General features: G+C 69.4%; 21 protein-coding genes. 8 read left to right on the forward strand and 13 right to left on the reverse strand.

What is annotated here, in order from left to right; all coding sequences use genetic code 11:
* Window position 1 precedes the first annotated feature (1 nt).
* The 5 genes from J8N05_RS41285 to J8N05_RS41305 form a co-directional block, all read right to left on the reverse strand.
* Window positions 2–970 (reverse strand): carbohydrate ABC transporter permease, encoded by a 969-nt coding sequence (locus J8N05_RS41285; protein ID WP_210892359.1) that lies wholly within the window; start codon window positions 968–970, stop codon window positions 2–4.
* A complete protein-coding gene (locus J8N05_RS41290; RefSeq protein ID WP_210892361.1) occupies window positions 967–2,301 on the reverse strand; it encodes an ABC transporter substrate-binding protein in 1,335 nt (444 codons plus the stop codon). The genes J8N05_RS41285 and J8N05_RS41290 overlap by 4 nt, the downstream gene beginning before the upstream one ends.
* A 94-nt stretch (window positions 2,302–2,395) precedes the next feature.
* Window positions 2,396–3,121, reverse strand: coding sequence for a cupin domain-containing protein (locus J8N05_RS41295; protein ID WP_384279596.1), 726 nt, complete (start codon window positions 3,119–3,121; stop codon window positions 2,396–2,398).
* Complete coding sequence (locus J8N05_RS41300) at window positions 3,118–4,041, reverse strand: DUF6807 domain-containing protein (protein ID WP_210892363.1); 924 nt, start codon at window positions 4,039–4,041, stop codon at window positions 3,118–3,120. The genes J8N05_RS41295 and J8N05_RS41300 overlap by 4 nt, the downstream gene beginning before the upstream one ends.
* Window positions 4,032–5,180 carry a Gfo/Idh/MocA family protein gene (locus J8N05_RS41305; RefSeq protein ID WP_210892365.1) on the reverse strand — a complete coding sequence of 383 codons (1,149 nt, stop codon included), beginning with the start codon at window positions 5,178–5,180 and terminating at the stop codon, window positions 4,032–4,034. The genes J8N05_RS41300 and J8N05_RS41305 overlap by 10 nt, the downstream gene beginning before the upstream one ends.
* Window positions 5,181–5,414: 234 nt before the next feature.
* Between J8N05_RS41305 and J8N05_RS41310 the strand changes: the two genes are divergently transcribed.
* Window positions 5,415–6,458: a LacI family DNA-binding transcriptional regulator gene (locus J8N05_RS41310; protein WP_210892367.1), complete on the forward strand. Its 1,044-nt coding sequence runs from the start codon at window positions 5,415–5,417 to the stop codon at window positions 6,456–6,458.
* 16 nt (window positions 6,459–6,474) lie between these two features.
* On the opposite strand, the gene J8N05_RS41315 is transcribed toward J8N05_RS41310, so the two are convergent.
* Window positions 6,475–7,314, reverse strand: a complete 840-nt coding sequence (locus J8N05_RS41315; protein WP_210892369.1) for an aldo/keto reductase — start codon at window positions 7,312–7,314, stop codon at window positions 6,475–6,477.
* A 166-nt stretch (window positions 7,315–7,480) separates the two neighbouring features.
* Here J8N05_RS41315 and J8N05_RS41320 point away from each other — a divergent pair, with 166 nt between their 5' ends.
* Window positions 7,481–8,179, forward strand: a complete 699-nt coding sequence (locus tag J8N05_RS41320) for a class I SAM-dependent methyltransferase (RefSeq protein ID WP_247706895.1) — start codon at window positions 7,481–7,483, stop codon at window positions 8,177–8,179.
* 109 nt (window positions 8,180–8,288) lie between these two features.
* Here J8N05_RS41320 and htpG read toward each other — a convergent pair whose 3' ends face one another.
* Both htpG and J8N05_RS41330 read right to left on the reverse strand, forming a co-directional pair.
* Window positions 8,289–10,202: a molecular chaperone HtpG gene (gene htpG, locus J8N05_RS41325; RefSeq protein ID WP_210892372.1), complete on the reverse strand. Its 1,914-nt coding sequence runs from the start codon at window positions 10,200–10,202 to the stop codon at window positions 8,289–8,291.
* A 567-nt stretch (window positions 10,203–10,769) separates the two neighbouring features.
* Window positions 10,770–12,224 (reverse strand): MFS transporter, encoded by a 1,455-nt coding sequence (locus tag J8N05_RS41330; RefSeq protein ID WP_210892374.1) that lies wholly within the window; start codon window positions 12,222–12,224, stop codon window positions 10,770–10,772.
* 213 nt (window positions 12,225–12,437) lie between these two features.
* On the opposite strand from J8N05_RS41330, the gene J8N05_RS41335 reads away from it, so the two are divergent.
* Window positions 12,438–13,100: a TetR/AcrR family transcriptional regulator gene (locus tag J8N05_RS41335; RefSeq protein WP_210892376.1), complete on the forward strand. Its 663-nt coding sequence runs from the start codon at window positions 12,438–12,440 to the stop codon at window positions 13,098–13,100.
* A gap of 631 nt (window positions 13,101–13,731) precedes the next feature.
* Here the strand turns inward: J8N05_RS41335 and J8N05_RS41340 are convergent.
* A complete protein-coding gene (locus tag J8N05_RS41340) occupies window positions 13,732–14,106 on the reverse strand; it encodes a DUF805 domain-containing protein (protein ID WP_210892378.1) in 375 nt (124 codons plus the stop codon).
* Window positions 14,107–14,435: 329 nt separating this feature from the next.
* Here J8N05_RS41340 and J8N05_RS41345 point away from each other — a divergent pair, with 329 nt between their 5' ends.
* The 5 genes from J8N05_RS41345 to J8N05_RS41365 all read left to right on the forward strand — a co-directional run bounded on the left by J8N05_RS41345 (window position 14,436) and on the right by J8N05_RS41365 (window position 19,128).
* The gene (locus tag J8N05_RS41345; RefSeq protein WP_210892380.1) at window positions 14,436–15,071 is read left to right on the forward strand and encodes a nuclear transport factor 2 family protein; all 636 of its coding nucleotides are present in this window, start codon (window positions 14,436–14,438) and stop codon (window positions 15,069–15,071) included.
* A gap of 306 nt (window positions 15,072–15,377) precedes the next feature.
* Window positions 15,378–16,136 (forward strand): SDR family NAD(P)-dependent oxidoreductase, encoded by a 759-nt coding sequence (locus J8N05_RS41350; RefSeq protein WP_210892382.1) that lies wholly within the window; start codon window positions 15,378–15,380, stop codon window positions 16,134–16,136.
* Window positions 16,137–16,257: 121 nt separating this feature from the next.
* Entirely contained in the window at window positions 16,258–17,160 is a 903-nt protein-coding gene (locus J8N05_RS41355) for an AraC family transcriptional regulator (RefSeq protein WP_210892384.1), read from the forward strand.
* A gap of 44 nt (window positions 17,161–17,204) precedes the next feature.
* Window positions 17,205–17,741, forward strand: a complete 537-nt coding sequence (locus J8N05_RS41360; protein WP_210892386.1) for a DUF4291 domain-containing protein — start codon at window positions 17,205–17,207, stop codon at window positions 17,739–17,741.
* Between the two features lie 499 nt (window positions 17,742–18,240).
* Entirely contained in the window at window positions 18,241–19,128 is an 888-nt protein-coding gene (locus J8N05_RS41365) for an NPP1 family protein (protein ID WP_247706896.1), read from the forward strand.
* Between the two features lie 224 nt (window positions 19,129–19,352).
* On the opposite strand, the gene J8N05_RS41370 is transcribed toward J8N05_RS41365, so the two are convergent.
* The 4 genes from J8N05_RS41370 to J8N05_RS41385 all read right to left on the reverse strand — a co-directional run bounded on the left by J8N05_RS41370 (window position 19,353) and on the right by J8N05_RS41385 (window position 25,075).
* The gene (locus J8N05_RS41370) at window positions 19,353–19,820 is read right to left on the reverse strand and encodes an ester cyclase (protein WP_247706897.1); all 468 of its coding nucleotides are present in this window, start codon (window positions 19,818–19,820) and stop codon (window positions 19,353–19,355) included.
* A gap of 164 nt (window positions 19,821–19,984) precedes the next feature.
* Window positions 19,985–20,647, reverse strand: coding sequence for a TetR/AcrR family transcriptional regulator (locus tag J8N05_RS41375; RefSeq protein WP_210892388.1), 663 nt, complete (start codon window positions 20,645–20,647; stop codon window positions 19,985–19,987).
* Between the two features lie 97 nt (window positions 20,648–20,744).
* On the reverse strand, window positions 20,745–21,422 hold the full coding sequence (locus J8N05_RS41380; protein WP_210892390.1) for a hypothetical protein: 678 nt from the start codon (window positions 21,420–21,422) through the stop codon (window positions 20,745–20,747).
* The gene (locus J8N05_RS41385) at window positions 21,422–25,075 is read right to left on the reverse strand and encodes a S8 family peptidase (protein WP_210892392.1); all 3,654 of its coding nucleotides are present in this window, start codon (window positions 25,073–25,075) and stop codon (window positions 21,422–21,424) included. Before J8N05_RS41385 ends, J8N05_RS41380 begins: the two co-directional genes overlap by 1 nt.
* Window positions 25,076–25,279: the final 204 nt, after the last annotated feature.

Genomic DNA, 25,279 nt, shown 5'->3' on the forward strand with positions numbered 1-25,279 from the left:
CTCACCGTCCCTCCTCGTCCGCGTAGAAGACCCAGGTCCGGGAGGTCCGGAAGAGGATCAGGGTGATGACGCCGATGGCGATCAGCAGCAGCCAGGCCATCGCCGCGGCGTAGCCCATGTGCGAGGCGGTGAAGCCCCGTTCGTACAGGTAGAGCGTGTAGAACATCGTCGAGTCGGCGGGGCCGCCGTTGCCGCCGCTGATGGCGAAGGCCGGGGTGAAGACCTGGAAGGAGTTGATGATCTCCAGCACCAGGTTGAAGAACACCACCGGGGACAGCATCGGCAGCGTCACGGAGAGGAACTGCCGCCAGCGGCCCGCGCCGTCGAGGGCCGCCGCCTCGTACAGGTCGGACGGGATCTGCTGGAGGCCGGCGAGGAAGATGACCATCGGCGCACCGAACTGCCACACCGTCAGCAGGACGACCGCGTACACCGCGAGGTCGGGGTTGCCGACCCAGCCGCCGGTGTCGATGCCGAACCAGCTCAGGGCGCCCGCGACCGAGCCGCCGTCGTTGAAGAGCGCCTTCCACACCAGCGCGATGGTCATGCTCGCGCCGAGCAGGGAGGGCGCGTAAAAGGCGGAGCGGTAGAAGGCCCGGCCCCGGCCGAGGCTCTTCAGCAGCATCGCCACACCCAGCGCGAGTGCCAGCTTCAGCGGGACGGCGACCACCACGTACAGCAGGGTGGTGCCGACCGACCGCCAGTAGCGGGGGTCGTCGAAGAGCATCTCCGAGTAGTTGCGCAGACCGATCCACCGGGGTGCGTCGAACAGGTTGTAGTCCGTGAACGACAGGTACAGCGAGGCGGCCATCGGGACCAGCGTCAACACGCCCGCGCCGATCAGCCACGGCGACAGGAACACGTAGGCCGGCCACTGCTTCTCGCGGACCCCGCGCCGCTTGCGCGCCGGCCGTCGTGTCTGCGTCGGGTCCTCGGCGGGCGCGGGCGCCCTGGTAGACACCGTGCTCATGGCCTCAGCTCCCGGTTGGCCTCGTCGATGAGTTCACGCGCGGCCTGGCGGGGGGTGGCCAGGTCGTAGATCACGCGCTGGTAGTTGCGGGTGAAGGCGGACTGGATCGGCACGTCGCCGCGCGGGGGCGCCGTCGGCGGCGCGGCCAGGCCGTACTTCTCCATCGTCTGCGAGTACTCGTAGATCTCCCGCTCCGGCCCCTTGAGGGTCTTGGCGATCCGGGCGGCGATCTCACGGTTGGGTGGGGTGGACCGGGAGAAGCCCAGGATGTCGCCCGCCCGTACGTCGTTGAGGAGGAAGTCGACCAGCCGGGCCGCCTCCTCGGGGTGCGGAGTGCCGGCCCCGATACCCAGGAGCATCGAGGGCTTGAAGTACGAGCCCGCGCGGCCGTCGGTCGTGGGGACCGGCCCGTAGTGGACGCTGTCCCCGAGGAGACCGACGTAGCCGGGGAACGGCGCGTCCCAGGTGAAGTCGGAGGCCGCCAGCCCACGGCCCATCGGGCTGGTCTCGATGCTGCTGGCCTGCACGGTGTCCCGGGCGGCGGCGACCGCGCCGTCCGCGCGGAGGTCGTTGCAGAACGTCCAGAACGCGGTCAGGTCGTCCTCGGTGAAGCCGAGCTCGGTCTGGCTCCGGTAGAGCCGTCCGCCGCGCCCGCGCAGCCACACCTCGAAGACGTCCTCGTTGGGGCCGCCGTCGTTGGCCCCGGTGAAGGGCCGCCCGTCCGGTGACTTCCGCTTCAGATCGGCGATGCGGCGGTTGGCGTCCGCCCACTCCTCCCAGGTCCAGCCGGGCCGGGGTGCCCGGATGCCGGCCTTGCGGTAGAGGGCGGCGTCGTAGGCGTAGCCGGTGATGCCGCGGCCCATCGGCAGGGCGTACTGCCGGTCCTCGTACGTTCCCGTGCGGACGAGTCCCTCGTCCATGGCGGAGGTGCGGATCGTGCCGGCGCTCACGGCCTCGTCGAGCCGCAGCAGCGCGCCGCCGCCGGAGTACTGGGAGATCTGCCGGTAGTCGAGCTGGGCCACGTCGGGGATGCCGCCGCCCGCCGCCTGTGTGGCGAGCTTCTGCATGTAGGCGCCGAAGTCACCGTTCGAGGTGCGGACGGTGATGCCGGGATTCTCCTTCTCGAAGAGCCGGACGGCGTTCTCGGTACGGGAGGCACGGTCGTCGTTGCCCCACCAGGTGAACGTGAGAGTGACGCCGCCCGACGACCCGCCGGAGGCCGAGCAGCCGGAGAGCGTGGAGGTCAGGGCGGTGCCGACGCCGGCGGCCGCGGCGGTCAGCAGTGTGCGGCGGCTCGGGGACCGGAGTCGGGCGTGAGGGGGTTCGCGCATGGGAGGGCGACCTTCCGCGGAAGTCTCGGAGTGGGAGGGAGGAGGCGGCGCCGGACGGCTCACGGGCGTGTGCGCGACACGGGCCGGGGGCGGCTCAGATGCCGGGGTAGACGTCCAGTCGGCCGCACATGCCGAACCGGCCGCGGGCGCTCGGTCCGGTCGCGGCGACACGCGCCTCGGCGAGATACCGGCCGTCCTGCCCGCGCAGGGCGTTCAGCTGGTCCTGCGTGGCACTCGCGGCGGCGTGCGCGCCGGCGCGCCAGCGTTCCTCCCAGGCGTCCAGCCGGGGCCGCACCAGCGCCGCGGCCGACCGCAGGAAGGCCGCCAGCGGCTCGGGGTCGCCGGCCGCCGTGCTCTCGCGCAGTTCGTGGAAGCGCCGGGTGGCCAGGTCGCGGCGGGCACGGGCGGCCTGCGCCTGGACGGCTTCGGGCTCGTCGGCGGGAATGCGGACCGCGTCGGCGTACGTCGCCGGGTCGGTGAGGAACTCCTGCGGCAGGGTGAGGACCGCGTCGCCGGCCTCCGGCAGTCCGCTGTTCTGCATGACGACGGTGATCTCCAGACCGCCCTCGTTGACCAGCCGGTGGATCGTGCCGGGGGTGAACCAGGCGACGACCCCCGGTTCCAGGGGCGTCTCCCGGTAGCCGGAGACGGTCAGTGTCTGCACGGCGCCGTGGCCGGCCGTGACCACGTACCCCTCGCTGCACGTCAGGTGCAGGTGCGGGGTGCCGCCGCCGGGCAGGCCGTCGACGGTGGGCCAGTCGTACACGCGCAGCCGGGACACGCCGACCGCAGCCGGGAACCCGTCGTGGAGCGCGCTCACCAGGTACGCCCCGAGACGTGGGCGGCGACCCGTTGCCGGTCCCAGGCACCGTCCGCGATGTGCACGCGGTAGCCGCGGGTGAGGGTGTCGCCGGGTTCGAGGACCAGTTCCTCGTGGAAGGCCAGGGACGGGGCCACGGCGGCGAAGGGGTCGCTGCGGACGAACCAGTGCGCCGGGTGCGTCCCCTTCTCGCCGGCGTGGTCGTTGCCCGGAGCGTGTTCGAAGACCAGGGTGGCGTGGCCGTCGCGTCCGTCGTGCTCGCCCACGTAGGCCAGCCAGGGTGCCTGACTGCCCATCAGGTCGCCGCCGTCCGCCTCGGAGGTGAAGACGCGGCCGTCGCGGAAGGCGCGCGGGCCGCGCCAGAACAGCCCGGTGTATCCGGCGGCCGGGCGGCCGTGGGTGGTGGGGCTGCCGAACCGCAGCGGTTCGGCACGCCGGTTGGTCACCGACGACGTCCAGGTCAGCGACCAGCTGCCGGTCTCCGGATCGACGTCGCCGGCCTCGACGCGGCGTTCCTCCTCGGCCCACAGCTCGCCGTCGTGCGGGTGCCAGGTGAGCCGTTCGGCGATGACGGCACGGGATGCGGTGGCGGACACCTCGTCGAAGGCGGTGTGGGCCATCGAGCCGACGCGGTCGGGCAGTTCGAGGTAGCCGTCGCCGTGGACGTAGGTGTTGCCGCCCCACAGGTTCTGCCCCGACAGGTGGGAGGCCGTCAGCTGCAGGCCCTTGTGCCACCGGTGGTCGTTGGGTCGGTAGTCGGTGACCACGGCACCGGAGAGGGTCCGCAGCGGATGCAGGTACGGCTTGGGCGCCTCCCAGGCGGCCTCGGGACGGTAGACGTACGCGAGGAGTTCGGTCCCGGTGGCCTCGTGCGCCACGGTGATGCGGTCTCCGTGGGCGTGGGTCAGGGTCAGTGACATGTGCGCTTCTCTTCCTCGCTGGGGGTGGCCGGCGCCCAGCCCGGGGCTCCGCCGTGCAGTTCGGTGTAGTAGGGGTCGCCCGGGCCGATCTCGCCCGCGCGGACCGTGGTGTCGGTGAACGCCGACTTGTAGAGCGCGCTGATGAACTCCAGCGTCTGCCGCCCGCCGGGCCCGCTCGTGGCGTGGCGCCGTCCGGCCCTGATGTCGGCGACCAGCGTGCGCAGTTGGGCGAGGTGGGAGCTCGGCTCGTCGGCGCCGAAGTCGCGCCAGGCCGCCACGGTCTCCTCGGCGACCCCGGGTGCCGGGGTGATGCGCCAGTCCGCGTTGCGGTAGCCGTACAGATGCGTCAGCTCGATCGTGGCGCGCTCGCAGTCGATGCGGATCCGGCTGACCTCGTCGGGGCTCAGCACGCTGTTGACGACCGTGGCCACCGCGCCGTCGGCGAAGCGGATCTGCGCGGTGGAGACGTCCTCGGTCTCCACGTCGTGCACGAGCCGGGCCGCCATGCCGCGCACCTCGCTCCACGGCCCCATGAGGTCCAGCAGCAGGTCCGTCTGGTGGATGCCGTGGCCCATGGCGGGTCCGCCGCCCTCGGTGGCCCAGCGGCCGCGCCACGGTACGGCGTAGTAGGCGCTGTCCCGGTACCAGGTGGTCTGGCAGTGGGCCACCAGCGGCCTGCCGAACGCGCCCTCGCGCAGCAGGCGCCGGATGTGGCGGGCGCCGGAGCCGAAGCGGTGCTGGAAGACGATCGAGGCGTACGGGTCGCCGTCCCCGCCCCGCCCGGCCGCCTCGACGGCGTCGTAGTCGGCGAGCGACGGGCACGGCGGCTTCTCGCACCACACCCAGGCGCCGGCCCGCAGCGCGGCCACCGCCTGCTCCCGGTGCACGGCGGGTGGTGTGCAGAGCACGACCAGGTCCGGGGCGACCTCGGCGAGCATCGCGTCGAGATCGGTGGACGCGTACGGGATGCCGGCCGTGGCGGCGAGGCCGCGGACGGCGCTCTCCTCGATGTCGACCGCGGCGACGACGTCCACCTCGCCCTCGGCGGCGAGCGTCTGCAACGCGGGCAGGTGGCTGCCGCGGGCGATACCCCCGGTACCGACCACGGCGGTGCGCAGCGGGGTGGTGGAGCGAGACATGAAGGCCCTCTCGTGGTGCGGCCGACCGTGGCCCGTGCACCCTCGCGAGCGGCTCGTCCGCGGGGCCCCACAGTGTCGGCGAAAACGCCGTAAGCGCTTTCTGTTCCAACGTTGTACCTGCCGTGTAACTTCGTGGTCAACCCCGTGTACGCACATGATCCGAAGCTTCCAATACACTTGGAGCACCTCAAGAAGGCCCGTAAAACAGGGCAAAAAGGCAATGGGAGACGGTTGATGACGGCAGTGACGCTCAAGGACGTGGCAGCGCGCGCAGGAGTGTCCATCAAGACCGTGTCCAACGTCGTACGTGGGATTCCGCGGGCCTCGGAAGCCACCCGGGAGCGGGTGCTGCGCGCCGTGGAGGAGCTCGGCTACCGCCCCAACGCCTCGGCGAGGCAGCTGCGCACCGGGCGCAGCGGACTGATCGGCCTGTCCGTCCCCGATCTCGCGATGCCGTACTTCGCGGAACTCGCCCAGCACGTCCGGGCCGAGGCGGCCGGGATCGGACTCACCGTCCTCATCGAGGAGACCCTCGGTGACGCGTCGGAGGAACTGCGCCTGCTGACCGGCACCGGAGCCGCGCTCCTGGACGGGGTGATCCTCTCGCCCCTGCACGCCTCGCTCGACGCGCTGGCGTCCGTCGCGGACACGTTTCCCGTGGTGCTCCTGGGCGAGCGCAGTTACGCGAGCGAGCAGGTCACCGCCGACCACGTACTGATCGACAACGTGGCCGCGGCGCGGGACGTCACCGCGCACCTGGCCGGACTGGGCCGCACGCGCATCGCGGCCATCGGGGTCAAGACGCAGTCGGCCGCGACCAGCGCACAGCGGCTCGAAGGCTACCAACAGGCGCTGTACGAGGCCGGTCTGCGCTTCGACCCCCGACTGGCGCCGCCGGTGGAGGAGTTCGACCGCCGCAACGGCCTGCTGGTCACCCGCGCGCTCCTCGGCCTGCCGCCGAACGTCCGCCCGGACGCGATCTTCTGCTTCAGCGACATCATGGCGGTGGGGGCGCAGCGGGCCCTGCACGAGGCGGGGGTGAGCATCCCGTCGGAGGTCGCCGTGGCGGGCATCGACGGTTCCGAGGAGGCGCTCTACAGCACGCCGTCCCTCACCACCGTCATGCCGGACAAGGCGGTGATCGCCGCGCTGGCGGTGAAATCGCTGGCCGCACGGATCGGTTCGGCGGAGCCACTGCCGTTCGAGGTCCACCGGGCCCCGCACCGGCTGGTGGTCCGGGAGTCCACGGAGGGGGTGCGGCGGCAGTTGGCGGTCTGAGAGGTCTCGACCCTCCCTACGCCGGGCCGGGCAGCCGGTCGAGGCGATCACGGTGGGCCGGCGTCAGGTGAAGTCGTTGCGCTGCGAGGTTCTCATCCAGGTGGTCGATCCGGGCGGTACCCGGGATGGGGACGATGACCGGCGAGCGGCCGAGGAGCCATGCGAGCGCGACCTGTGTGGACGTGGCGCCGAGCTCGTCCGCCACGGCGGCGACCTCGGCCCTCGCCCCCGATTCTCCCCAGGCGACGGTGCGCCAGGGCAGGAACGCGATCCCTGCCGCCTCACAGGCCGCGAGCACGGGCTCATGCTCGCGGTCCAGCACGTTGTAGCGGTTCTGCACACTCGCGACGTCGACGATCCGCCGTGCCTGACGGAGTTCCTCGACGGTGACCTCGGACAGCCCGATCCGGCCGACCTTGCCTTCGGTGCGCAGTTCCCGCAGCGTGCCGAGCTGGTCGGCGAGCGGTGTCTGCGGATCGATCCGGTGCAGCTGAAGCAGCTCGATCCGCTCCACGCGCAGTCGGCGCAGTGCCTGGTCGACCTGATCGCGCAGCACACTCGGACGCCCGTCGAGCCTCCACTCGCCCGAGGGGCCCGACCGGGCGACGCCGACCTTCGTGGTGATCAGCAGCTCGGCCGGGTAGGGGTGAAGGGCCTCGGCCAGGAGCTCCTCGTTCGCTCCCCCGCCGTACAGATGGGCGGTGTCGATCAGCGTGACGCCCAGCTCGACGGCCCGCCGGACGACGGCGAGAGAGCGCCGACGGGCCGGGCCCGGTTCCGTCGGCAGGTGCATGGCCCCGAACCCGAGCCGGCTCACTCTCAGATCCTCGCCGATACGAATCTCAGTCGATGTCATGCGCTGCCTCCTCCCCCTTCGATCAGGGCGGAACACCCACGGTGCCGTCGGCGACGACATCAGCCGGGAGAGACGGGGGCGGCCCGACACCGGCCTCGTGGACACCGCTTTGCCGGAACGGCAACAACAGTGGTGTGAGCGGGACGCGATGGGCGACGGTGGGGCCATGGCTGACATCACCCCTCCATCGCCCGCCGCGTCCGACATTCCTTTCGCGTCCGACACCCCTTTCGCCTCCGACGGATACGCAGGCGATCCGGCGGTACGGGCGGAGTGGGACAACCGGTACGCCGACCGCGGGCAGTTGTGGAGCGGCCGACCCAACGGCGCACTCGTGGCCGAGGTGGCCTCGCTCACGCCCGGACGTGTGCTCGACGTGGGTTGCGGCGAGGGCGCGGACGCCGTCTGGCTGGCAGGCCGCGGCTGGGACGTCACCGCGCTCGAAGTCTCGGGAGTGGCGCTGGAGCGGGCGGCCGGACACGCACGGGACGCGGGCGTCACCCTGCGCTGGGTCCATGCCGCACTGACCGAAGCGGCGCTCCCGTCGGCCTCGTTCGACCTGGTCTCCGCGCAGTACCCGGCTCTGCTGCGCACCCCCGACGCCGCAGCCGAGCGCGCCCTGCTCGCGGCCGTCGCCCCCGGCGGCGTACTCCTGCTCGTGCACCACGCGGGGATGGACACCCCGCAGGCGGACCACGGCGAGTTCGACCCGGCCGACTACGTCTGGCCCTCCATGGTCGCCGCCCTGTTCGACGACGGCTGGAAGGTGGAGGTGGACGAGCAGCGGCCACGGACGGCACCCGACGGCGGCGCCGGCGCGCACCACACCGACGATGTGGTGCTGCGGGCGCGTCGGCTGCGCTGAAGGTTGTGTGCCGACCGGTGGACACAGCTGCGCTGAAGGCCGCGCTCCGACCGGCGGACACGGCCGGGCGCAGCATGGCGCCCGGCCGTGTCCGCCGGCTGTCCGTCGGCTACAGGGCGTGGGTCAGTCGGTCGTTCAGCAGGCGGGTGAAGCGTGCCGGGTCGGGCAGGTCGCCGCCTTCGGCGAGCAGCGCGCTGCCGTAGATGACCTCGGCGATCTCCGCCAACGCGGGGTCGGCGGCGTTGGTCTCGTGCGCTGTGCGCAGGGCGGTGATCAGCGGATGTGCGGGGTTGAGTTCCAGGGTCCGCTTGACGGGAGGCAGCTGCTGCCCCATCGCGCGGTACATCTTCTCCAGCGTCGGGGTCATGTCGTGGGCGTCCCCGACGATGCAGGCCGCCGAGGTGGTCAGGCGCGACGACAGACGCACGTCCTTGACGTGCTCGGACAACGTGGTGGTCAGCCATGGCAGCAGGGCGGCGTAGTCCTGCTCGCGCTGGGCCTGTTCGGCGGACCGGTCCCCTTCGACCGGCTCGTCGAGGTCGACCTGACCCTTGGCGATGGACTGGAGAGGATGCCCGTCGAAGGCCGGGACCCGGTCGGCCCAGACCTCGTCGACGGGGTCGGTGAGGATGAGTACCTCATAGCCCTTGGCGGCGAGAGCCTCCATGTGGGGGGAGTTCTCCACCGTCGCACGGGTTTCGCCCGTCAGGTAGTAGATCGCCTCCTGGCCGTCCTTCATGCGCTCGACGTACTCGCGCAGCGTGGTGGTCTTCTCCGGGTCGTTCGTGGAAGCGGCCGACACCACTTCCAGCAGCGCCTCGGTGTTGTCCGCGTCCTCGATCAGCCCTTCCTTCAGCACCCGGCCGAACTGCGCCCAGAGTTTCGTGTAGCGCTCGCCGTCGTTCGCCTGCATGGTCTTGATCGCGCCGAGGACCTTCTTGACCAGGCGCCGGCGTACGCCGCTGATCTGGCGGTCCTGCTGCAGGATCTCGCGGGAGATGTTCAACGACAGGTCGTGGGCGTCGACGACCCCCTTGACGAAGCGCAGGTAGTTCGGCATCAGCGCTTCGCAGTCGTCCATGATGAACACGCGCTTGACGTACAACTGCACCCCGCGCTTGGTCTCCTGGGAGAACAGGTCGAACGGTGCTTGGGAGGGAAGGAACAGGAGCGCCTCGTACTCGAAGGTTCCCTCGGCGCGCATGTGGATGGTCTCGGCGGGGTCGAGCCAGTCCTGGCTGAGCTGCTTGTAGAACTCGTTGTACTCGTCCTGGGTGACCTCGGCGCGCGGCCGGGCCCACAGGGCCTTCATCGAGTTGAGGGTGTCGACCGCGGGGGCGTCGGATCCGTCGGTGTCGGTGGGCTCGGTGGCCATCCGGATCGGCCAGCGGATGAAGTCCGAGTACCGCTTGACGATCTGGCGGATCTTCGACTCGGACAGGTAGTCCGCCAGGTCGTCCTCGCTGTCGGCGGACTTGAGGTGCACGGTGACGGAGGTGCCCACGGGAAGGTCGTCGACGCTCTGGATCGTGTAGGCGCCCTCGCCGTCGGACTCCCACCGGGTGCCGCTGTCGGCGCCCGCCCGCCGGGTGAGCAGGGTGACCTTGTCGGCGACCATGAAGGCGGAGTAGAAGCCGACACCGAACTGCCCGATCAGGCTCTCGGCGGTGGCGGCGTCCTTGGACTGCTTGATCTTCTCCATCAGGCCGGCGGTGCCGGACTTGGCGATCGTGCCGATCAGGTCCACGAGATCGTCCCGGCTCATGCCGATCCCGTTGTCACGGACGGTCAGTGTGCGGGCGTCCTTGTCGGCCTCAAGCGAGATGTGCAGGTCGGCGGTGCCGACCTCGGTGAGGCTGGAGTCGGTCAGCGATTCCAGCCGCAGCTTGTCCAGTGCGTCCGAGGCGTTCGAGATCAGCTCGCGCAGGAAGATGTCCTTGTTCGAGTAGATCGAATGAATGACCAGTCGGAGCAACTGGCGTGTCTCGGCCTGGAATTCCAGCGTCTCGACACTGCTGTCCATGCGGGGACCTCTCCATGGGAATCAACGGGAACGTCATGAAAGTACGCGACTGGGCCGGGGCGGATCCAAACGCGTCGTCGGCGTGGTTCGCGGTCGGCCGTGCCGCATCCGTGCCTGCCGCTCTCGGTGACGGGTGTCAGGCATCGTCCGCCACTGGCGCGTGCCGTGAGCAGGTCGCCGAGGGCATCCGGTACGTGACCGGGTCGGTGCGGCGGTCATCGAGGCAGGGGCGGACGCCCACGAGGGGCCGATGAGCTTGGCGGCGTCGGTGGCGTCGGTGGCGTCGGCAGCGTCGGTGGCGTGCACAACGGCGTTCGTCGGCCGACTGCGGTCACAGGCTCCTCCCCCGGCTTGTCATCGCGTAGATGACAACATATTTGTCATCTGAGGGATCACATGTCGGCCATCTTGGTGGGGAGTTGGGGAGTCGGCGGCAGCGTTCCGGGGCCGGAGGTGACCGTCAAGGTGCGTGGAATCGCCGACAGGCGGCGCACGTCGTCCGTGCGCCGCCTCCGCTGGTTCGGGCTGTCCGGTTCTGCTGCTCAGCGAGGTTTCGCCGAGGGCTGCTCAGGCGGGCTCTTCGACGGAGTGCGAGTCGGTGAGGGTGGCGGCGCCTCCCGCCGCGACCAGTCCGACGATCACTGCCAGTACGGCGTAGGTGATCCGCTCGCCGTGGAAGAAGGAGTGCACGAGGCCGCTGCTCCACGCGCCCGCGGGCAGCCGGGTGGTGACCAGGGCGGCGATCATGGTGCCGACCATGGCCGTACCGACGCTGGTCCCGACCTCCTGGGCGGTGTCGTTGAGCGCCGTGCCGATCGAGGTGCGGTTCTCCGGCATCGCCTCGACCAGGGCGATGGCGCAGATCGTCATCACGGTGCGCAGCCCGATGGTCATCACGACCATGCACACGGCGATGGCCGCGTACCCGTGGTCGACGCCCCAGGCGAGGCCGGCCAGCGCGCCGGCCAGGCAGGCCGCGCCGACCAGGCAGGCGATCCGGTGACCGAACCTCTTCGCGAGCCATTCCGACAGAGGCGTCGCGGCGATCATGGTCACGATGATCGGCAGGTTCGCCAGCCCTGCCCGCACGGGGCTCCACCCGTAGGCGTACTGGAAGTGGAGGATGAGCCCGAACATCACCCCGGCCATCGCGATGGACGTACCGATCTGCGCGATGGCCGCGCCGCGGACGGTTCCACTGGAGAAGATCTTGAGGTCCAGCATGGGTGCTTTGCTGCGGCGCTCGTGCCGGACGAACGCGATGCCCGCGGCCACGGCGCCGAGGCTCGACACGATCGTGGTGGTGGAGAGCCATCCGTGCTCGACGCCGCTGGTCAGTGTGTAACAGGCCAGGCCGATGGTGAGCACGCTCAGTGCGGCGGCCGGCAGGTCGAGCCGGTCCTTGGTCAGATCGTCGGGCCGGTCGGCCGCGACGCCGAGTCGCACGCCGATGGCCGCGATCAGGGCGATCGGCGCGTTGACGAGCAGGAGCCACTGCCAGCTGGCGTGAGCGAGCGCGGTACCACCCAGCAGAGGACCGAGCACGAACCCGGACATGCCGACGACGATCATCAAGGTCATCGCGCGCATCCGCAGCGCCTGGTCGTCGAACAGCCTGAAGACGAGCGAGTTGGTGATGGGCGCCATGGCCGCGGCGGCGATGCCGAGTCCGGCCCTCAGGGCGATGAGCTGCCCGGCGGAGTCGACGGCGACGACGCACAGGCTCAGCAGGCCGAACACGGCGAGGCCGATCAGCAGCACGCGTCGGCGTCCGAAGCGGTCGGCTATGGATCCCGCCGTGAGCAGGAGGCCGCCGAACGTCAGCGAATAGGCGCCGGTGACCCATTGCAGGGCGGTGGTGCCACTGCCCAGATCACGGCCGATCGTGGGCAACGCGATCGACAGCAGCGTGTTGTCGACCATTTCGACGAAGAAGGCCAGGCAGAGTGCGGCCAGCGGGATCCATGCAGCGCGGAGTGACGGATAGGTACGGGATACAGCGGGCTCGGTGGTCGCGGTCATGGCCGGCCTCCTTCCAGGGCGTCGCCGCACATCGGGCGACGCCCGATGTGGAACGCGATTCGATGAACGAACGTTGTTCGATGATGGAACGTAGTTCGACTGTAGAACGCCGTTCGATGTCGCGCAAGCTGTGATTGGATGAGAGCTATGACACCCCCGCGAACACGCTCCGCCGAAGGACCCTCCCGAGGACGCAGGCGCGCTTCGCACTCGATGGAGGCCGTCCTCACCGCGGCCGTGGCCCTGCTCGACGAGGCAGGCGGATCGGCGCTGACGTTCCGTGCCCTCGCCACCCGGCTCGGCACGGGTGTCGGCACGATCTACTGGTACGTCTCGAACAAGGACGAACTCCTCGACCGCGCCACCGACCACGCGATCGGTGGGGTCCTGACCGCCGTCGAGGAGCAGCCCGACAGCGACGACCCGATCGCCGATCTGCGCGCGATGGCCATCACCCTGTTCGACGCGATCGTGGACCGGCCGTGGCTGTCGGCCTACTTCATGCGCAACACCGATATCCAGGGCAACTCGTTGCGGCTGTACGAGAAGCTCGGTCAGCAGACCCTCCGCCTGGACCTCACACCCCGGCAGCGGTTCCACGCCGTCTCGGCGATCACGGGCGTCGTGGTGGGCACGGCTGCGGACCTGGGCGTGGAAGTGCCGCAGGAGCTGCTCGACGGCCATGTGGACCGCGACGCGTTCCTCGACCGCTTCGCCGAGACATGGCGCTCACTCGACGCCACGGACTTCCCGTTCGTGCACCAGATCGCCGACGAGTTCGCGGAGCACGACGACCGGGACCAGTTCATCGCGGCCCTGGACCTGACCCTTGAGGGCCTCCGCCTTCAGGCCGAAAGCGAACCTCGAAACCGCTGACGCCGGCCGCTCCGGTCATCCGGCGCACATCCCGAACCGCCGATGGACAGATGCGGCTCTGTCGAGCCCCGCCACGGGAAGCCGGGTGCGGAGCGTCGCCCGGACTCCGCCCAAGGACACACCCTTGGAGCCCCTTGCTACCGGTGCGCCGAGAGGTGGTGGGCGCAGCCGATATGACTGCACCATGAGCTGACGCCCGAGAAGTTGTTGCAGCTACACGATCTGCATGCGCCGTACCCTGACGTGACTCCGTCAGCGGGAATACGTTCGGTCATTCCGGGCGACCGGTTTGCGGAGAGTTCCTCCCGATCGGCTACGAGCGTGCCACCTGTCTCAGATCCGCCCTGCGTGGTGCGTCGCACAGCCAACTCCCCTCATTCATTCCCGATCCCGGGCTCACGGGCGATCCTGCCGTCCTACGTGCGAGGCTGTCATCACTCACAGTGGTGAACCTGCGCCAGCAACTCAGCACGAAAGCCGTTGGACCCCGACCAGCCGATAGCCAGCGGCCACTCCAGTTGCATTCCTCGAACGCCGCAGTGGCCGTGGCAGAAGTGGGGGCGGCCCATGAAGGCGTATTCGGCATGAGAAATCCTGAGGGATTTCGATGTACGGAATGCGTGAGAACCTGTCACGCCGCGGGCTGCGGGTGGAGCTGGAGCGGCCTGCCTTTCGGGCTCAGCCCGAAGCGGTTGCCGCCCGCGGTGCCGTCCCGTACCAGGAAGACCAGCAGGACGATGAAGCCGACCACCGGTATCAGTCCGATGAACAGCCACCAGCCCCGACGGTCGGTGTCGTGCAGTCGGCGCACGGTCACCGCCAGACTCGGCAGGAAGGTGAGAACACCGTAGGAGAGGGCGATGTACTCGGTTCCCGCGAGATAGCCGGCCCCGCTCAAGGCCAGCATCGCAATCTGGTCGAACAGATTGAAGAGCCAGAACTCGGCGCGCCGAGCCCGCCCCTTGAAAACGCCGTAGCGCTTCAGGACGCGAAGGTAGTACTTCATCTATTTCCCCCTATTTTCCTGTGAGCCGAAGTCGAAGTCGGAGCCGGAGACGGAGACGGGACGAAGGCTGAGCGGCTTCTTCGATCCCAGCTGCTCCGCCAACTACACGACAAGGCCGCCCCGCGGAGTTCAAGAAGAACGACATTGCAGTGACTGAACCCGCACGCCCGGCTGCGTCGTATTGACGGGTGGAGCGCGCCCGAAGAACCGGTCCGCCCGACTCAAGCGGAACACTCAGCTTCAACCTGTCAAGCGAACGCTTGATTGACCGACTTTCGCGCGCCGTTGCACAGCACTCACCCATCGACACCGACCTGGAGAAGACACCCATGAAGTCACCCAGCTGGAAGGCGATCGTCGCCACGACGGCGGTCGCGGGCCTAGGCGTTCTCGCCGTCGCCACCGCACCGACGCAGGCGGCTGCTTCCGCACCCGAACGTCACCATGCCCACGCGGCCCTCAGCACGGCCCAGTTGGCGAAACTGCCACTCACCGACCGGGACCTGACCAAGAAGGAGATCGCCAACCTCGCCGTCGTCCTGGACGCGTACCACGTGGCGGAGGGCGACAGCCTCGACCCCGGCGGGTTCATCGACGACTTCACCGAGGACGGCGTCTTCACGGACGAGGTCGCGGGCCAGACCTACCGGGGCCAGGCCCTCGGTGACACCCTGACCCGCATGGCCTCGATCTTTCCCGACGTGCACCGCGACCTGAAGAGCATCACCGTGAACGGGGACGTGGTGAGCGTCGAGCTGGCGATCCAGGGGACGTTCGAGGGGCCGCTTCCGACTCCCGCGGGCACCCTCGAACCGACCGGCGCGAAGATCGACGTACCGACCGCCGACTTCTGGTACACGAAGGGCGGCAAGATCAAGAAGTTCGACTGCTACGTGGGCTACACGGCCATGTACTCCCAGATGGGCGTGGACCTCGACTGGGCCGGCGCGGTCGACAAGGGCTGACCGACTCTCTCTCGGGCCGTGCCGTCGCTCTCCTACGGAGTCGGCGGCACGACTGCGAGTACACGGTCCTGCCGCGACGCGGCTTCAACGTCGGAGTGGGACCGCACCGCGGCCCCTTGACGGCGGACGCGGTCGCCCACCCGGTCGCCCGCCCGCCAAGCCAGACAATGGGCGGCTTGCGCTCCGGAGCAGGATCGGGCAAGGCCTGGGCAGGATTGCGCTATCTCCGGCCAGTTGGGCGCGGTTGCCTTGGAAGCACATCCGGTGGGGTCGATCGAGACCCCCGACATGTGTGGGAGGCGCACGATGAAGGTTGCCGTGGTGACCGGGGCGAGTTCCGGTATCGGCCGGAGCGCGGCCGTGCAACTGGCCGAGCGGGGCGTGGGGGTCGTGGTGACCTACCACTCCAATGAACAGGGTGCGAAACACACCGTCACGCTGATCGAGCAACTCGGCGGCACTGCCGTGGCGTTGCCCCTGAACATAGGTGACATCACGGGGTTCCCCGCTTTCGGCGAAGCACTGAGAGGAGCCCTCAGCGGGACGTTCGGGCGGAATTCGTTCGACCACCTTGTCAACAACGCCGGCTTCGCCGGGATGGCGATGATCGAGGACACCGAGGAAGGGGACTTCGACCGGCTCACCACCGGCCTGTTCAAGGGCCCGTTCTTCCTCACCCGGACCCTGCTGCCGCTGCTCGCGGACGGCGGGTCGATCGTCAACGTGACCAGCAACGCGACGCTTCCGCAGGTGACCGCACCCGGCTACTCGGTCTACGCGGCACTGAAGGGAGCCGTGGTCGTACTCACCCGCTACATGGCGAAGGAGTTCGGCGTCCGGGGCATACGGGTGAACTCCGTGGCCCCCGGCGCCACCCGCACCCGGTTCGCCGACGACGCCTTCGCCAAGAACCCCGAGATCATCCCGGAGTTGGCGCGCACCTTCACGCTCGGCCGGATCGGTGAACCGGACGACATCGGCATGGTCATCGCCATGTTGCTGTCCGAGGAGGGGCGTTGGATCACCGGGCAGGACATCGAGGTCTCCGGTGGGCAGAACCTGTGAGACCAGCTCTCCGAGTCCGGTTCGGCAAGTCAGTCCGGAGGATGCGTGGGCGGCCGAGGCAGTGATACGGGTCCGGTGTGACCGCGAACGGAGGGAGGACCGTCCGTGCCAGAATTCCGCCATGCCCCTGGAGGAGATGCGGAAGCTGATCGGACGGCATGCCCGTCCCGAACTCGGCACGACCGTCGAGGGTGTCCAGCTGTGCCGCTTCGGACCCTCCAGCGCGCCCGCCGCGGGGATGTCGGGAACCGTGCTCGCCGTCATCGCCCAGGGCGGCAAACGCCTCGCCCTGGGTGAGCAGTTGTACGAGTACGGGCCGGGCCAGTACCTGATCACCTCCGTCGATCTGCCGGTCACCGGACATGTGATGGAAACGGATGAGCCGACACTCGGGTTCGGGATGGTCCTCGCACCCGGCGAGATCGCGGAGCTGTTGCTGGAGGCCGACCCGCGTGTCCTGCCTCCGGTGACCGAAGACGCGCCCACGGGGATCGCCGTGACCCAGGCTCCGACGGAGCTGCTGGAGGCGATCGTACGGCTGCTGCGTCTGCTGGATCGGCCGGCCGACCGGCCGATCCTCGCGCCGATGGTCAAGCGGGAGATCCTGTGGCATCTGCTGCGCGGTGAACAAGGCTCCATGATCCGCCAGTTGGGTATGGCGGACAGTGGTCTGTCCCACATCGGACGGGCCGTGCGGTGGATCCACGGCAACTACGCGACGGCGTTCCGGGTCGAGGACCTGGCGCGGATCGCCGGGATGAGTGTGTCGGCCTTCCACCGCGGATTCCACGCGGTGACGGGGATGAGCCCGATCCAGTTCCAGAAGCGCATACGCCTCCAGGAGGCACGGCTGCTGCTGGCCCGCCGACCGTCCGACATCACCGGTGTCGGACTCACCGTCGGGTACGACAGCGCGTCGCAGTTCAGCCGTGAGTACCGGCGTATGTTCGGTACGCCGCCGAGCCAGGACGCGGCCCGTCTCCGCGCCCGCCCCACCGCGGAGACCGCCTCGGCACTGCCCTGAAAAATCACGCGTACCCGGATGCGGCGACAGGCAGAATGCCGTGCATGACGCCGCTTTTTCAAATTCGCGCCGATCACGACCGGGAAACCATCGTCATGTATCAGGCATTCTCGCCTGCCATCGCCGATGCCGCGTTACGCGCAGGACGTTTCGTGCCACCCTTCTCATTCCACCGGATGACGTGGATAAAGCCGTCCTTCCTGTGGCTGATGCATCGCAGCAACTGGGCTCGAAAGGCCGGGCAGCAGCGGGTGCTCGCCGTGCGGATGAGCCGTAGGGGGTGGGACGAGGCCCTGTCCAAGGCCGTTCCCACGACCTCGGATCCAGTGGCTCTGGCCCGGGCCACCGTGCATGTCCAGTGGGACCCGGAGCGGTCGCTACGAGGGGCGGCGCTGAATCACTACAGCATCCAGGTGGGCATCAGCCGCCACCTGATCCGCACGTTCACCGACGAATGGGTCGTCGGCCTCACGGACGTCACACCCCGGACCCACAAGATCTCGGCATTGCTCCAGGCCGGACGGCACACCGAGGCCAGACGACTGCTCCCGCCGGAGCGGGAGTACCCGAAGCCGGCATGACGTCCGGGGTGGGGAACCGGGACGCTAACGGCGCCTGCGCCCCCGCCAGATGATTCCGCCGCAGATCCCGAAGGCGACAATCAAGGAGGAGATGTACGTGGGGTCCTTCGCATCGCCGGTGGAGATCAGGTAGAGGACAGAAAACACGCACAAAGCGATACCCAGATACCCCAGGACGACCAACCCTCTTGACGGAACCCCACCGTCTCGCTGTGCGGACATGTCCTCACCCTTCCCTGGTCCGTGGCACCGCGTGATCGCGGCGCCTCGCATCGCATGACGCGATGTCGTGCGTGGACAACACGAGGCATGACGGCGCGAAGGTTCACCCTCGGCCGCGGACCGCACCGCGCGACGCCGCGCGCTTCGGGCGGAATTACCAACGCTTTCGGAAACAACATGACCTGCGTCACAGCACAAGCACGCTTTGACCCGTACGAACGCCACGCGACGTGTCTAGGGCAGAAAACTTCCCCGATTCGTCAATTGAGGTCCGTTCGTGCGTACTTACAAAATAGGCGTATTCGCAGCAGGCACCATCTCCGGCATCATGCTGCTGACAGCGTGTGGCTCCACACCCCAGGAGGCGGCGTCGAAGCCCAGAAAGACCGAGAAGTCGACCGCGTCTTCGGCAGCGCCCTCGAAGAGCTCGAAGTCGGATATCGGGAAGCTCGCCGGAGAGTCAGGTCCGCCACAACACATCGCACAGTCGGCCGGAGGATATGAACAGTCGTTCTCGCCCGCATACGACTACGACGGGAACGGATGCTATGCCACGCCGGCCATAGGATCGGACGGAACGCTGGCTCCTGGCCTTGGACTGGGGGGCGCCGTGAACGGGCACTGCCACGACCTCTCCGACCTGCAGAACTCTCAGACCTATGCCCGCTCCAAGGTCGACAACGGATGGGTCGCGGTCATCTACGCGAGCTATTTCGAGAAGGACCAGTCCTCGGAGGGTGTCGGCGAGATAGCGGGCGGCACCAATGGCCATCGCAATGACTGGGAGCACGTCATTTCGTGGATCAACCAGTCGACCAACCAGGTGGAGTACGTCTCGGTGTCGCAGCACGGAGATTACAAGACGTACCCGCGCTCCGAAGTCCAGTTCGAAGGAGGTCACCCCAAGGTCGTCTATCACAAGGACGGAGGTTTCACGCACGCCTTCCGGATAGCGAACACCAACGACGAGCCGCCGGAGAACCACCTCGGCGCCTGGGTCTTCCCTCCCCTTGTCGACTGGAACGGCTGGCCCAGCACCGAACTGCGCGACAAGCTGATGACTGCCGACTTCGGCCATGCCAACTTGGACATCAGAGACGGCTCGTTCGCGGGCGCCTTGGCCAAGGCCAAGCCTGCCGAGGTCCCATTGAACCCGGTTGCCTGACCACATGACGGCATGACAGCATGACGGCAGCAATGGCAGTCGCGTGCGCTTCTTCCCGAGTGAACTGCCATTTCTGCCGGTCCAGTTGCGGCTCGGGGATTCCGGTCAATATGACGGATGCTTCGATCGTCGTCGCTGTGATCGATGTACCGGCCGCCGGCGGGGGCGAGACCGCGAGGTGCTCACCCCTCCCCGAGCCACTCCCCCATCGGCACGACCACCCTCTATGCCGCCGCGGCCACCGCCGACGCGAAGTCCGGCTGTATGCCCAGCTGGGACAGCAGCGCACTGATACCGAAGTAGCAGTTGAATTCCTTGATCTTGCCGTCCTCCACATACCAGAAGTCGGCGGTGGGCACGTCGAGCTTGGCGCCCGTGGGCTGGACGACACCCGCGGGCGTCTCGAACGGCCCGGCGAACGTGCCCCGGATGGCCAGCTCCACGGCGACGACATTGCCCATGACATGGAACCTGTGCAGCTCGCGGTGGATGTCGGGCACCAACTGCCCCATGGAGACGACCGGGTCCCCGAGGTGCTCACCCCGGTAGCTCTCCCCGGCGACGACGTTGTTGAACACGCCGTCCTCGGCGAACAGCCCCCGGAACCTCTCGACGTCGAGGACGCCACCCTCAGCCGCCTCGTACGCCGCCCGGACCACGGCCACCACGTCATCACTCACGTCAGCGCTCACGTCAGCTCTCCCCTCGGTTGCGGCCTCTCAGGGCCGCTCACGCAATTAATCAATCGATTGATTAGAATCATGACGATGAGTCGGCCTGTTGTCAAGCACTCGTTTGACTTCCTGCGCGTGCACGGTCGCCGGGCGTCGACCTGCCGTGCCGCACCCAGAACAAGTCAGCCCCGGTCGGCCGACCCCTGCCCCTCGGGCACCCCGGACCACCCGTGGAAGGCACCGGCCACCACGGGAATCAACTGCTGCTCGATCCGCTCCACCGGCATCGCCTCCAGCTCCGCACCGATCGGTGCCAACGCCAGCCAGTTCAGCATCCCCGCGGCGCACCGCGTACGGAAGTCCAGTTCTTGGTCGTCGACTTCGGGAAGGTGTGCCGCCAGCACTCCCAGAGCATCCTGACGGGCCCGCTCGAACTTGCCCGCCAGCCGCTCCCACCCCTGCGGGGGGTCGATCCCGACGCGCGCCACCGTCCGCATGACGATGAGTTCCTCCCCGCCGGCACTCAGGGCGCGCACCATCGGCCGGGCGAACGCCTCCGCGAGTTCCTCCAGGGTCGACGTCGAGTCGAGGGACTCGACGGCCAGGATCTGCGCGTCCAGATACCGCTCCAAGGCATGCTCGATCGCCACGTCGCACAGCCCCTGCAGCGATCCGAAGTGGTAGCTCACCGCGGCCACATTGGCACCGGCGCGCTGCGTGACCTCGCGGAGCGTCAGCCCCTCGTGCCCTTTCTGCGCGAGCAGTTCGAGGGTGGCAGCCATCAGGCCGTCACGCGTGCGCCGACCGGCTTCCTTGCGCATGTCCGGCTTTTCCACATGTGCCATGACGCGAACTCAAGCAGCCGCTTCAAGTCGTTGTCAAGCAATCGCTTGAGTACATGCCGGGTGGCGCCGCCGCGGTTGAGCGGCGGCGCCGGCTCGGTCAGCGCAGTTTGTACGCCGTGGGCAGGGTCTGTTCGACCGTGTCGCCCTTGCTGTCGGACGCGGTGATCCGCAGTCCGACGCCCTGGGCGGCCTGCTTGCGCCCGGGGTGGTGGATGGTCGCCGTGAACGTGTTCGTCCCGGCGTTCTTGGAGGTCGCCCGGTGCCAGCTCTTGCCGCCGTCGTAGCTGGTCTCGACCTTCAGGGACGTCACCCTGGGCGGCGAGGTCAGGCGGTCCTGGTAGTAGGCGACCACCTCGATCCGGTGCGTCCCGTCCGCCTCGGCGGTGTTGTCCAGGGCCAGATTCAGGTCGTAGCGCAGGAAGATGAGCGGTTCCGGACGGCAGGCGGCCTTGTTGTCACCGACCATGTCGCCCATGCAGGGGTTGAGTTCGGGCGCGTCCCCTTTCGCCGGTCTGGCGGAGACGTACTCCCATCGCGTGCTCACGCCGTTGGTCTCGGCCTCGAACGTGTACCGGGCCGCCTTGGACGGCAGGTCGTAGGCGGCGAGGTCACCGGTCTCCGAGCACGCGGACAGCGCGAGCGCCGCCGCCGCGACGGACACCGCGAGGACCGCTCTTCGTCCGCGGCCCGTCGGAGCACCGGTGGGGCGCGGGGAACGGCGGAAGCAACCCCCACCGGGCATCGTGTCGTTCTCCCTTGTGGTGCGTGCTGTCATCACTGCCCCCCGAGGTCTGCGGCGTTGAGGTGCTGCGTACGGCGTTCGATCTCGCGCCCCGACCCGTCCGACAACGTGAAGTCGCAGAGGGAATCGATGGTCGGAAAGCCCGGCGGGGCGGCCGGACCGCACGACGTGATGCCGAAGAGGCTCTCCGAGAGCAGGTCGTCGTTGAGGATGCCCACGAGAGCCTGGCGGCCGCCGCCGCTGCCGGTCAGGTAGAAGGTCGGATAGAAGGTGTCGCCCTGGCGGCAGCCCGAGCACGGACCGGTCGCCAGAGTGAAGCCGGACTTGGTGCGCACCTGCGGTACGGCTCCCGGGACGGCCGGGCCCGCGTTCCAGTCGATGTCGTCCTTGCGGCCCAGGACGGTGTCGTGCGTCTCGCCGCGGCTGTGTTCCAGGGCGAGGCCGTCGGTGTGGTCGCCCCAGAAGGCGGAGAACCGGTCGATGGCGTCGTCCTGTCGTGCGACGTACACGGTGAGCCGCTGCTGGGTGGCCACCAGGGGCAGCCTCGCCGTCGTCCCGGTCGGGGCGGACGGTGTCTGCTGCTGCCAGGTCAGTTGGGTGAGCACTCCGGGACGGTCGGCGTGGAAGGAGTGGACGACCCGGTTCAGGTCGCCCGCGTCGAGCCGGTGCCGCAGGTCCGACGGGACCCGCCCGTCCGTGGTGAACCTGGCGGCGTACACCTTCGGCGTGTCGCTGCCGCCGAGGACGAGTTCCACGCCCGGTCCGCCGGCCTTGATCCGCTCGATGAGGCGCTGGGCCTGCGCGTGGCCCACGCTGACCACGGGAAGCGCGGCGTACGGCGCGATCGGCGGGCAGGTCTCCTGGCCGCCGGAGCACTCCCACAGGACGTCGTCCGTGCCCAGCGAGGTGAGGTTCGCCGTCGTGACCAGGACACCGACGGCGCCGGACTCGGCGGCTGCCGCGACGCGTTCGTCGCGCAGGCGGGGGAAGTTGCAGGTGCTGTCGCAGATGTCGGTGGGTGTCAGCAGCACCAGCTTTCCGCGTACGTCGGCGTCGGCGAGTTCGGCGGCGGAGCCGGTGCCCGCGTAGACCACGGGAACACGGCCTTGGGTCCGCAGCCGGGGAACGGGTATCGCGACGTCATGGAGGCCGATGCCCGGTCCGTCCAGCCAGATCTGCGCGCCGAGCAGCGAGGCGTCCGGGGTCTGGTAGCGGGCGGGCAGGGTGAAGGGCTCACCTCCGCCGACGGCCCGCAGGGTGACGACCGGGGTCGTGCGCACGCTGTACAGGCTGTGGGTCAGCGTTCCGGTGCGTGGCTTCCCGGTCGGTAGCGCCCACCAGTGCGGGTCCTGCGCGCCGTAGGCGACGGCGAGTTCGGTCGTCATCCGCCACTCGCCGGTCGCCGAGGTCCGCTCGGTGGAACTGCGCGTGGCGTACGCCTCGGTCGACTCGGGGACGCGGACCTCCACCGGAGTGAGTTCGCGCAGGTCCAGCGTGACCGTGGTGGCCTCGTCCACGGTCACCTCCGGCAGGACGGGGGCCGCGCTCTGCGGCTCGCCGTCCGCGTCGCGCCAGGTGACGGGGACCGCGGCCGTGTAGGTGCCCCGGCGGGACACCGGGACGGTGATGGTCTGCGAGCCGGTCTTGGTGAGGGGCCCGTCGTGCAGGAGCACCTTGTCGTCGACCGGCATGACGACCGCGCTGCCGTAGCGGACACCGACGGCGTCGGCGGGCGGGACGATCTTCAGGGTGAGCGGGACCTGCTCGGCCTCAAGGAAGGTGTGGAGCAGTGAGGTCGCCCGTACCGTGCCCGAGGTGTCCCGGGCGGTGAGCAGGCCGTCCCAGCGGCCGAAGGTTCCGTCGGCGCCGAGTACCCGGCCGTCGATCGTCACCGACACCGAAGCGGAACCGCCGGCGGGCAGGGGCACCCTGTCCGCGCCGAGGGAGACCATGCCGTCCGGAGCGACCGCGTCGCCGGAGGACAGCGAGGCCGTCAGGTCCAGCGTCGTCGCCTCGTCGGTGAGGTTCGTGTAGGTGATCTCCCTGGTCACGGCCGAGTGCGGGTACGCGGTCCGCCCGAAGGCCGTGCTCCTGGTCGCGATGACCTGCGGCAGTGTCGCGGCGGCGAGGTCGACCCGGCCGACGCCCTGCGCGCTCGCGGCATGGCCGAGGTCCTTGGCGCTGCTCATGAGCAGCGCCTTGATCTGCCCGCCCGTCAGGTCCGGGTGCTGCTGGGCGACGAGGGCCGCGGCACCCGTCACGTGCGGGGTGGCCATGGAGGTGCCGCTGGCGGCGGTGTAGCGCGCGTCCACCACGGTGCCCATGGCCGTGCCGGCCGCCCGCGCCGCGACGATGCCGACGCCGGGGGCGGCAAGGTCGGGTTTGGGCGCGTAGTCCCCCACGCGCGGTCCGCGGCTGGAGAAGGACGCCATCTTGTCCTTCTTGTCGACCGCCGCCACGGTCAGCGCCTCGTCGGCCGCGCCCGGCGCGCCCACCGTCTTGGCGCCCGGGCCTTCATTGCCCGCCGCGACCACGAACAGGGTGCCGGTCTCCCGGCTGAGCCGGTCGAGGGACGCGCTGAGCGGGTCGGTGCCGTCGGTGGCGCTGCCGCCGAGGCTCATGTTGACGACCTTGGCACCCGACCGGGCCGCCCACTCCATGCCCGCGATGACCGCGTCGTCGGGGCAACTGCCCGCGTCGGTGCAGACCTTGCCGACCCGAAGCCGCGCCTGCGGTGCGACGCCCTTGTACCGTCCCCCGGACGCGGCGCCGTCACCGAGGACCGTGGACGCCACGTGGGTGCCGTGTCCGTGCCCGTCCCGGGCGCCCTGTGCGTTGCCGGTGAAGTCGACCTGCTCGACGACGCGTCCGGCCAGGTCCGGGTGGGTGGCGTCGATCCCTGTGTCCAGGACCGCGACGTCGACACCGGCACCGCGGTAGCCACGGCTCCAGGCGACGTCGGCACCGATCTGGGGCACGGAGACGTCGAGTGTCACCTCGGCGAGACCGTTGAGCCAGACCTTCTCGACCCCGGCCAGGGAGCCCGCCGCACGGGCGGCGGAGGCGGAGCCGGACTTGCCGCGGACTCCCTTCCACCAGGTGCCGTCGTCGGACAGGGCCAGGGCGCGGCCGTCGACGCTGGGCAACGCCCTGCCGCGGGTCGCTCCGGCGACCTTCGGAGTCCGGGCGACCGCGTCCTCGTCGTCGTAGGTGGCGATCACCGGGACCTCGCCGGTCCGGCCCGCCGTGCCGAGTTTCGCCAACTCGACGACGTCGAACAGGGACCAGTCGAGAACGTCGTCGCCGACGAGGGCGAGAGCGTCGTTCGGTACGACGTGGACGGCGCCGCCGTGGGCGATGGTGTGGAACACGACGGTGGAGCCGTCGGAGCGCGGTGCGGGCTCGATGTCCCGGACGACCGGTGCGCCGTCGGCGTCGAGACCGATGTCCAGCTTGTCCCCGGTGATCAGTGTGACCGGGACGCTCGCGCCCGAGCCGGAGACGACGTCGGCCAGTCGGCCGTCGTCGGTCAGTCGGCTTCCCTCGGTCAACCGGCCGCCTTCGGCCGCGGTGGCGTCCGGCATGGTGGCGTCCGGCATGGTGGCATCGGTCGTCCGACCGGCGCCCGCCTGCTGCGTCGGGAGGGTGGGCTCGGTGGCGTGTGCGGCCGTCGTCGGCACCACCATGCCGAGAATGGTCAGACCAACAGTAAGGGCACTTATTCGGCGTCTGAGACGCCTCGTTCCTCTTCGCCTCATTGTCGCTATCGATCTCTCTGTGAGATGCACGAACAGGTGTTTCCGGGCGATGGGGGCGTCCGGGAGCTCCAACCGGCCGCGGATCCGGCCGACTTGTGGGGCGGATCCGGCCGTCTTGCTGGAGTGACACAT

The sequence above is a fragment of the Streptomyces liliiviolaceus genome (genome assembly GCF_018070025.1).
GTDB lineage: Bacteria > Actinomycetota > Actinomycetes > Streptomycetales > Streptomycetaceae > Streptomyces > Streptomyces liliiviolaceus.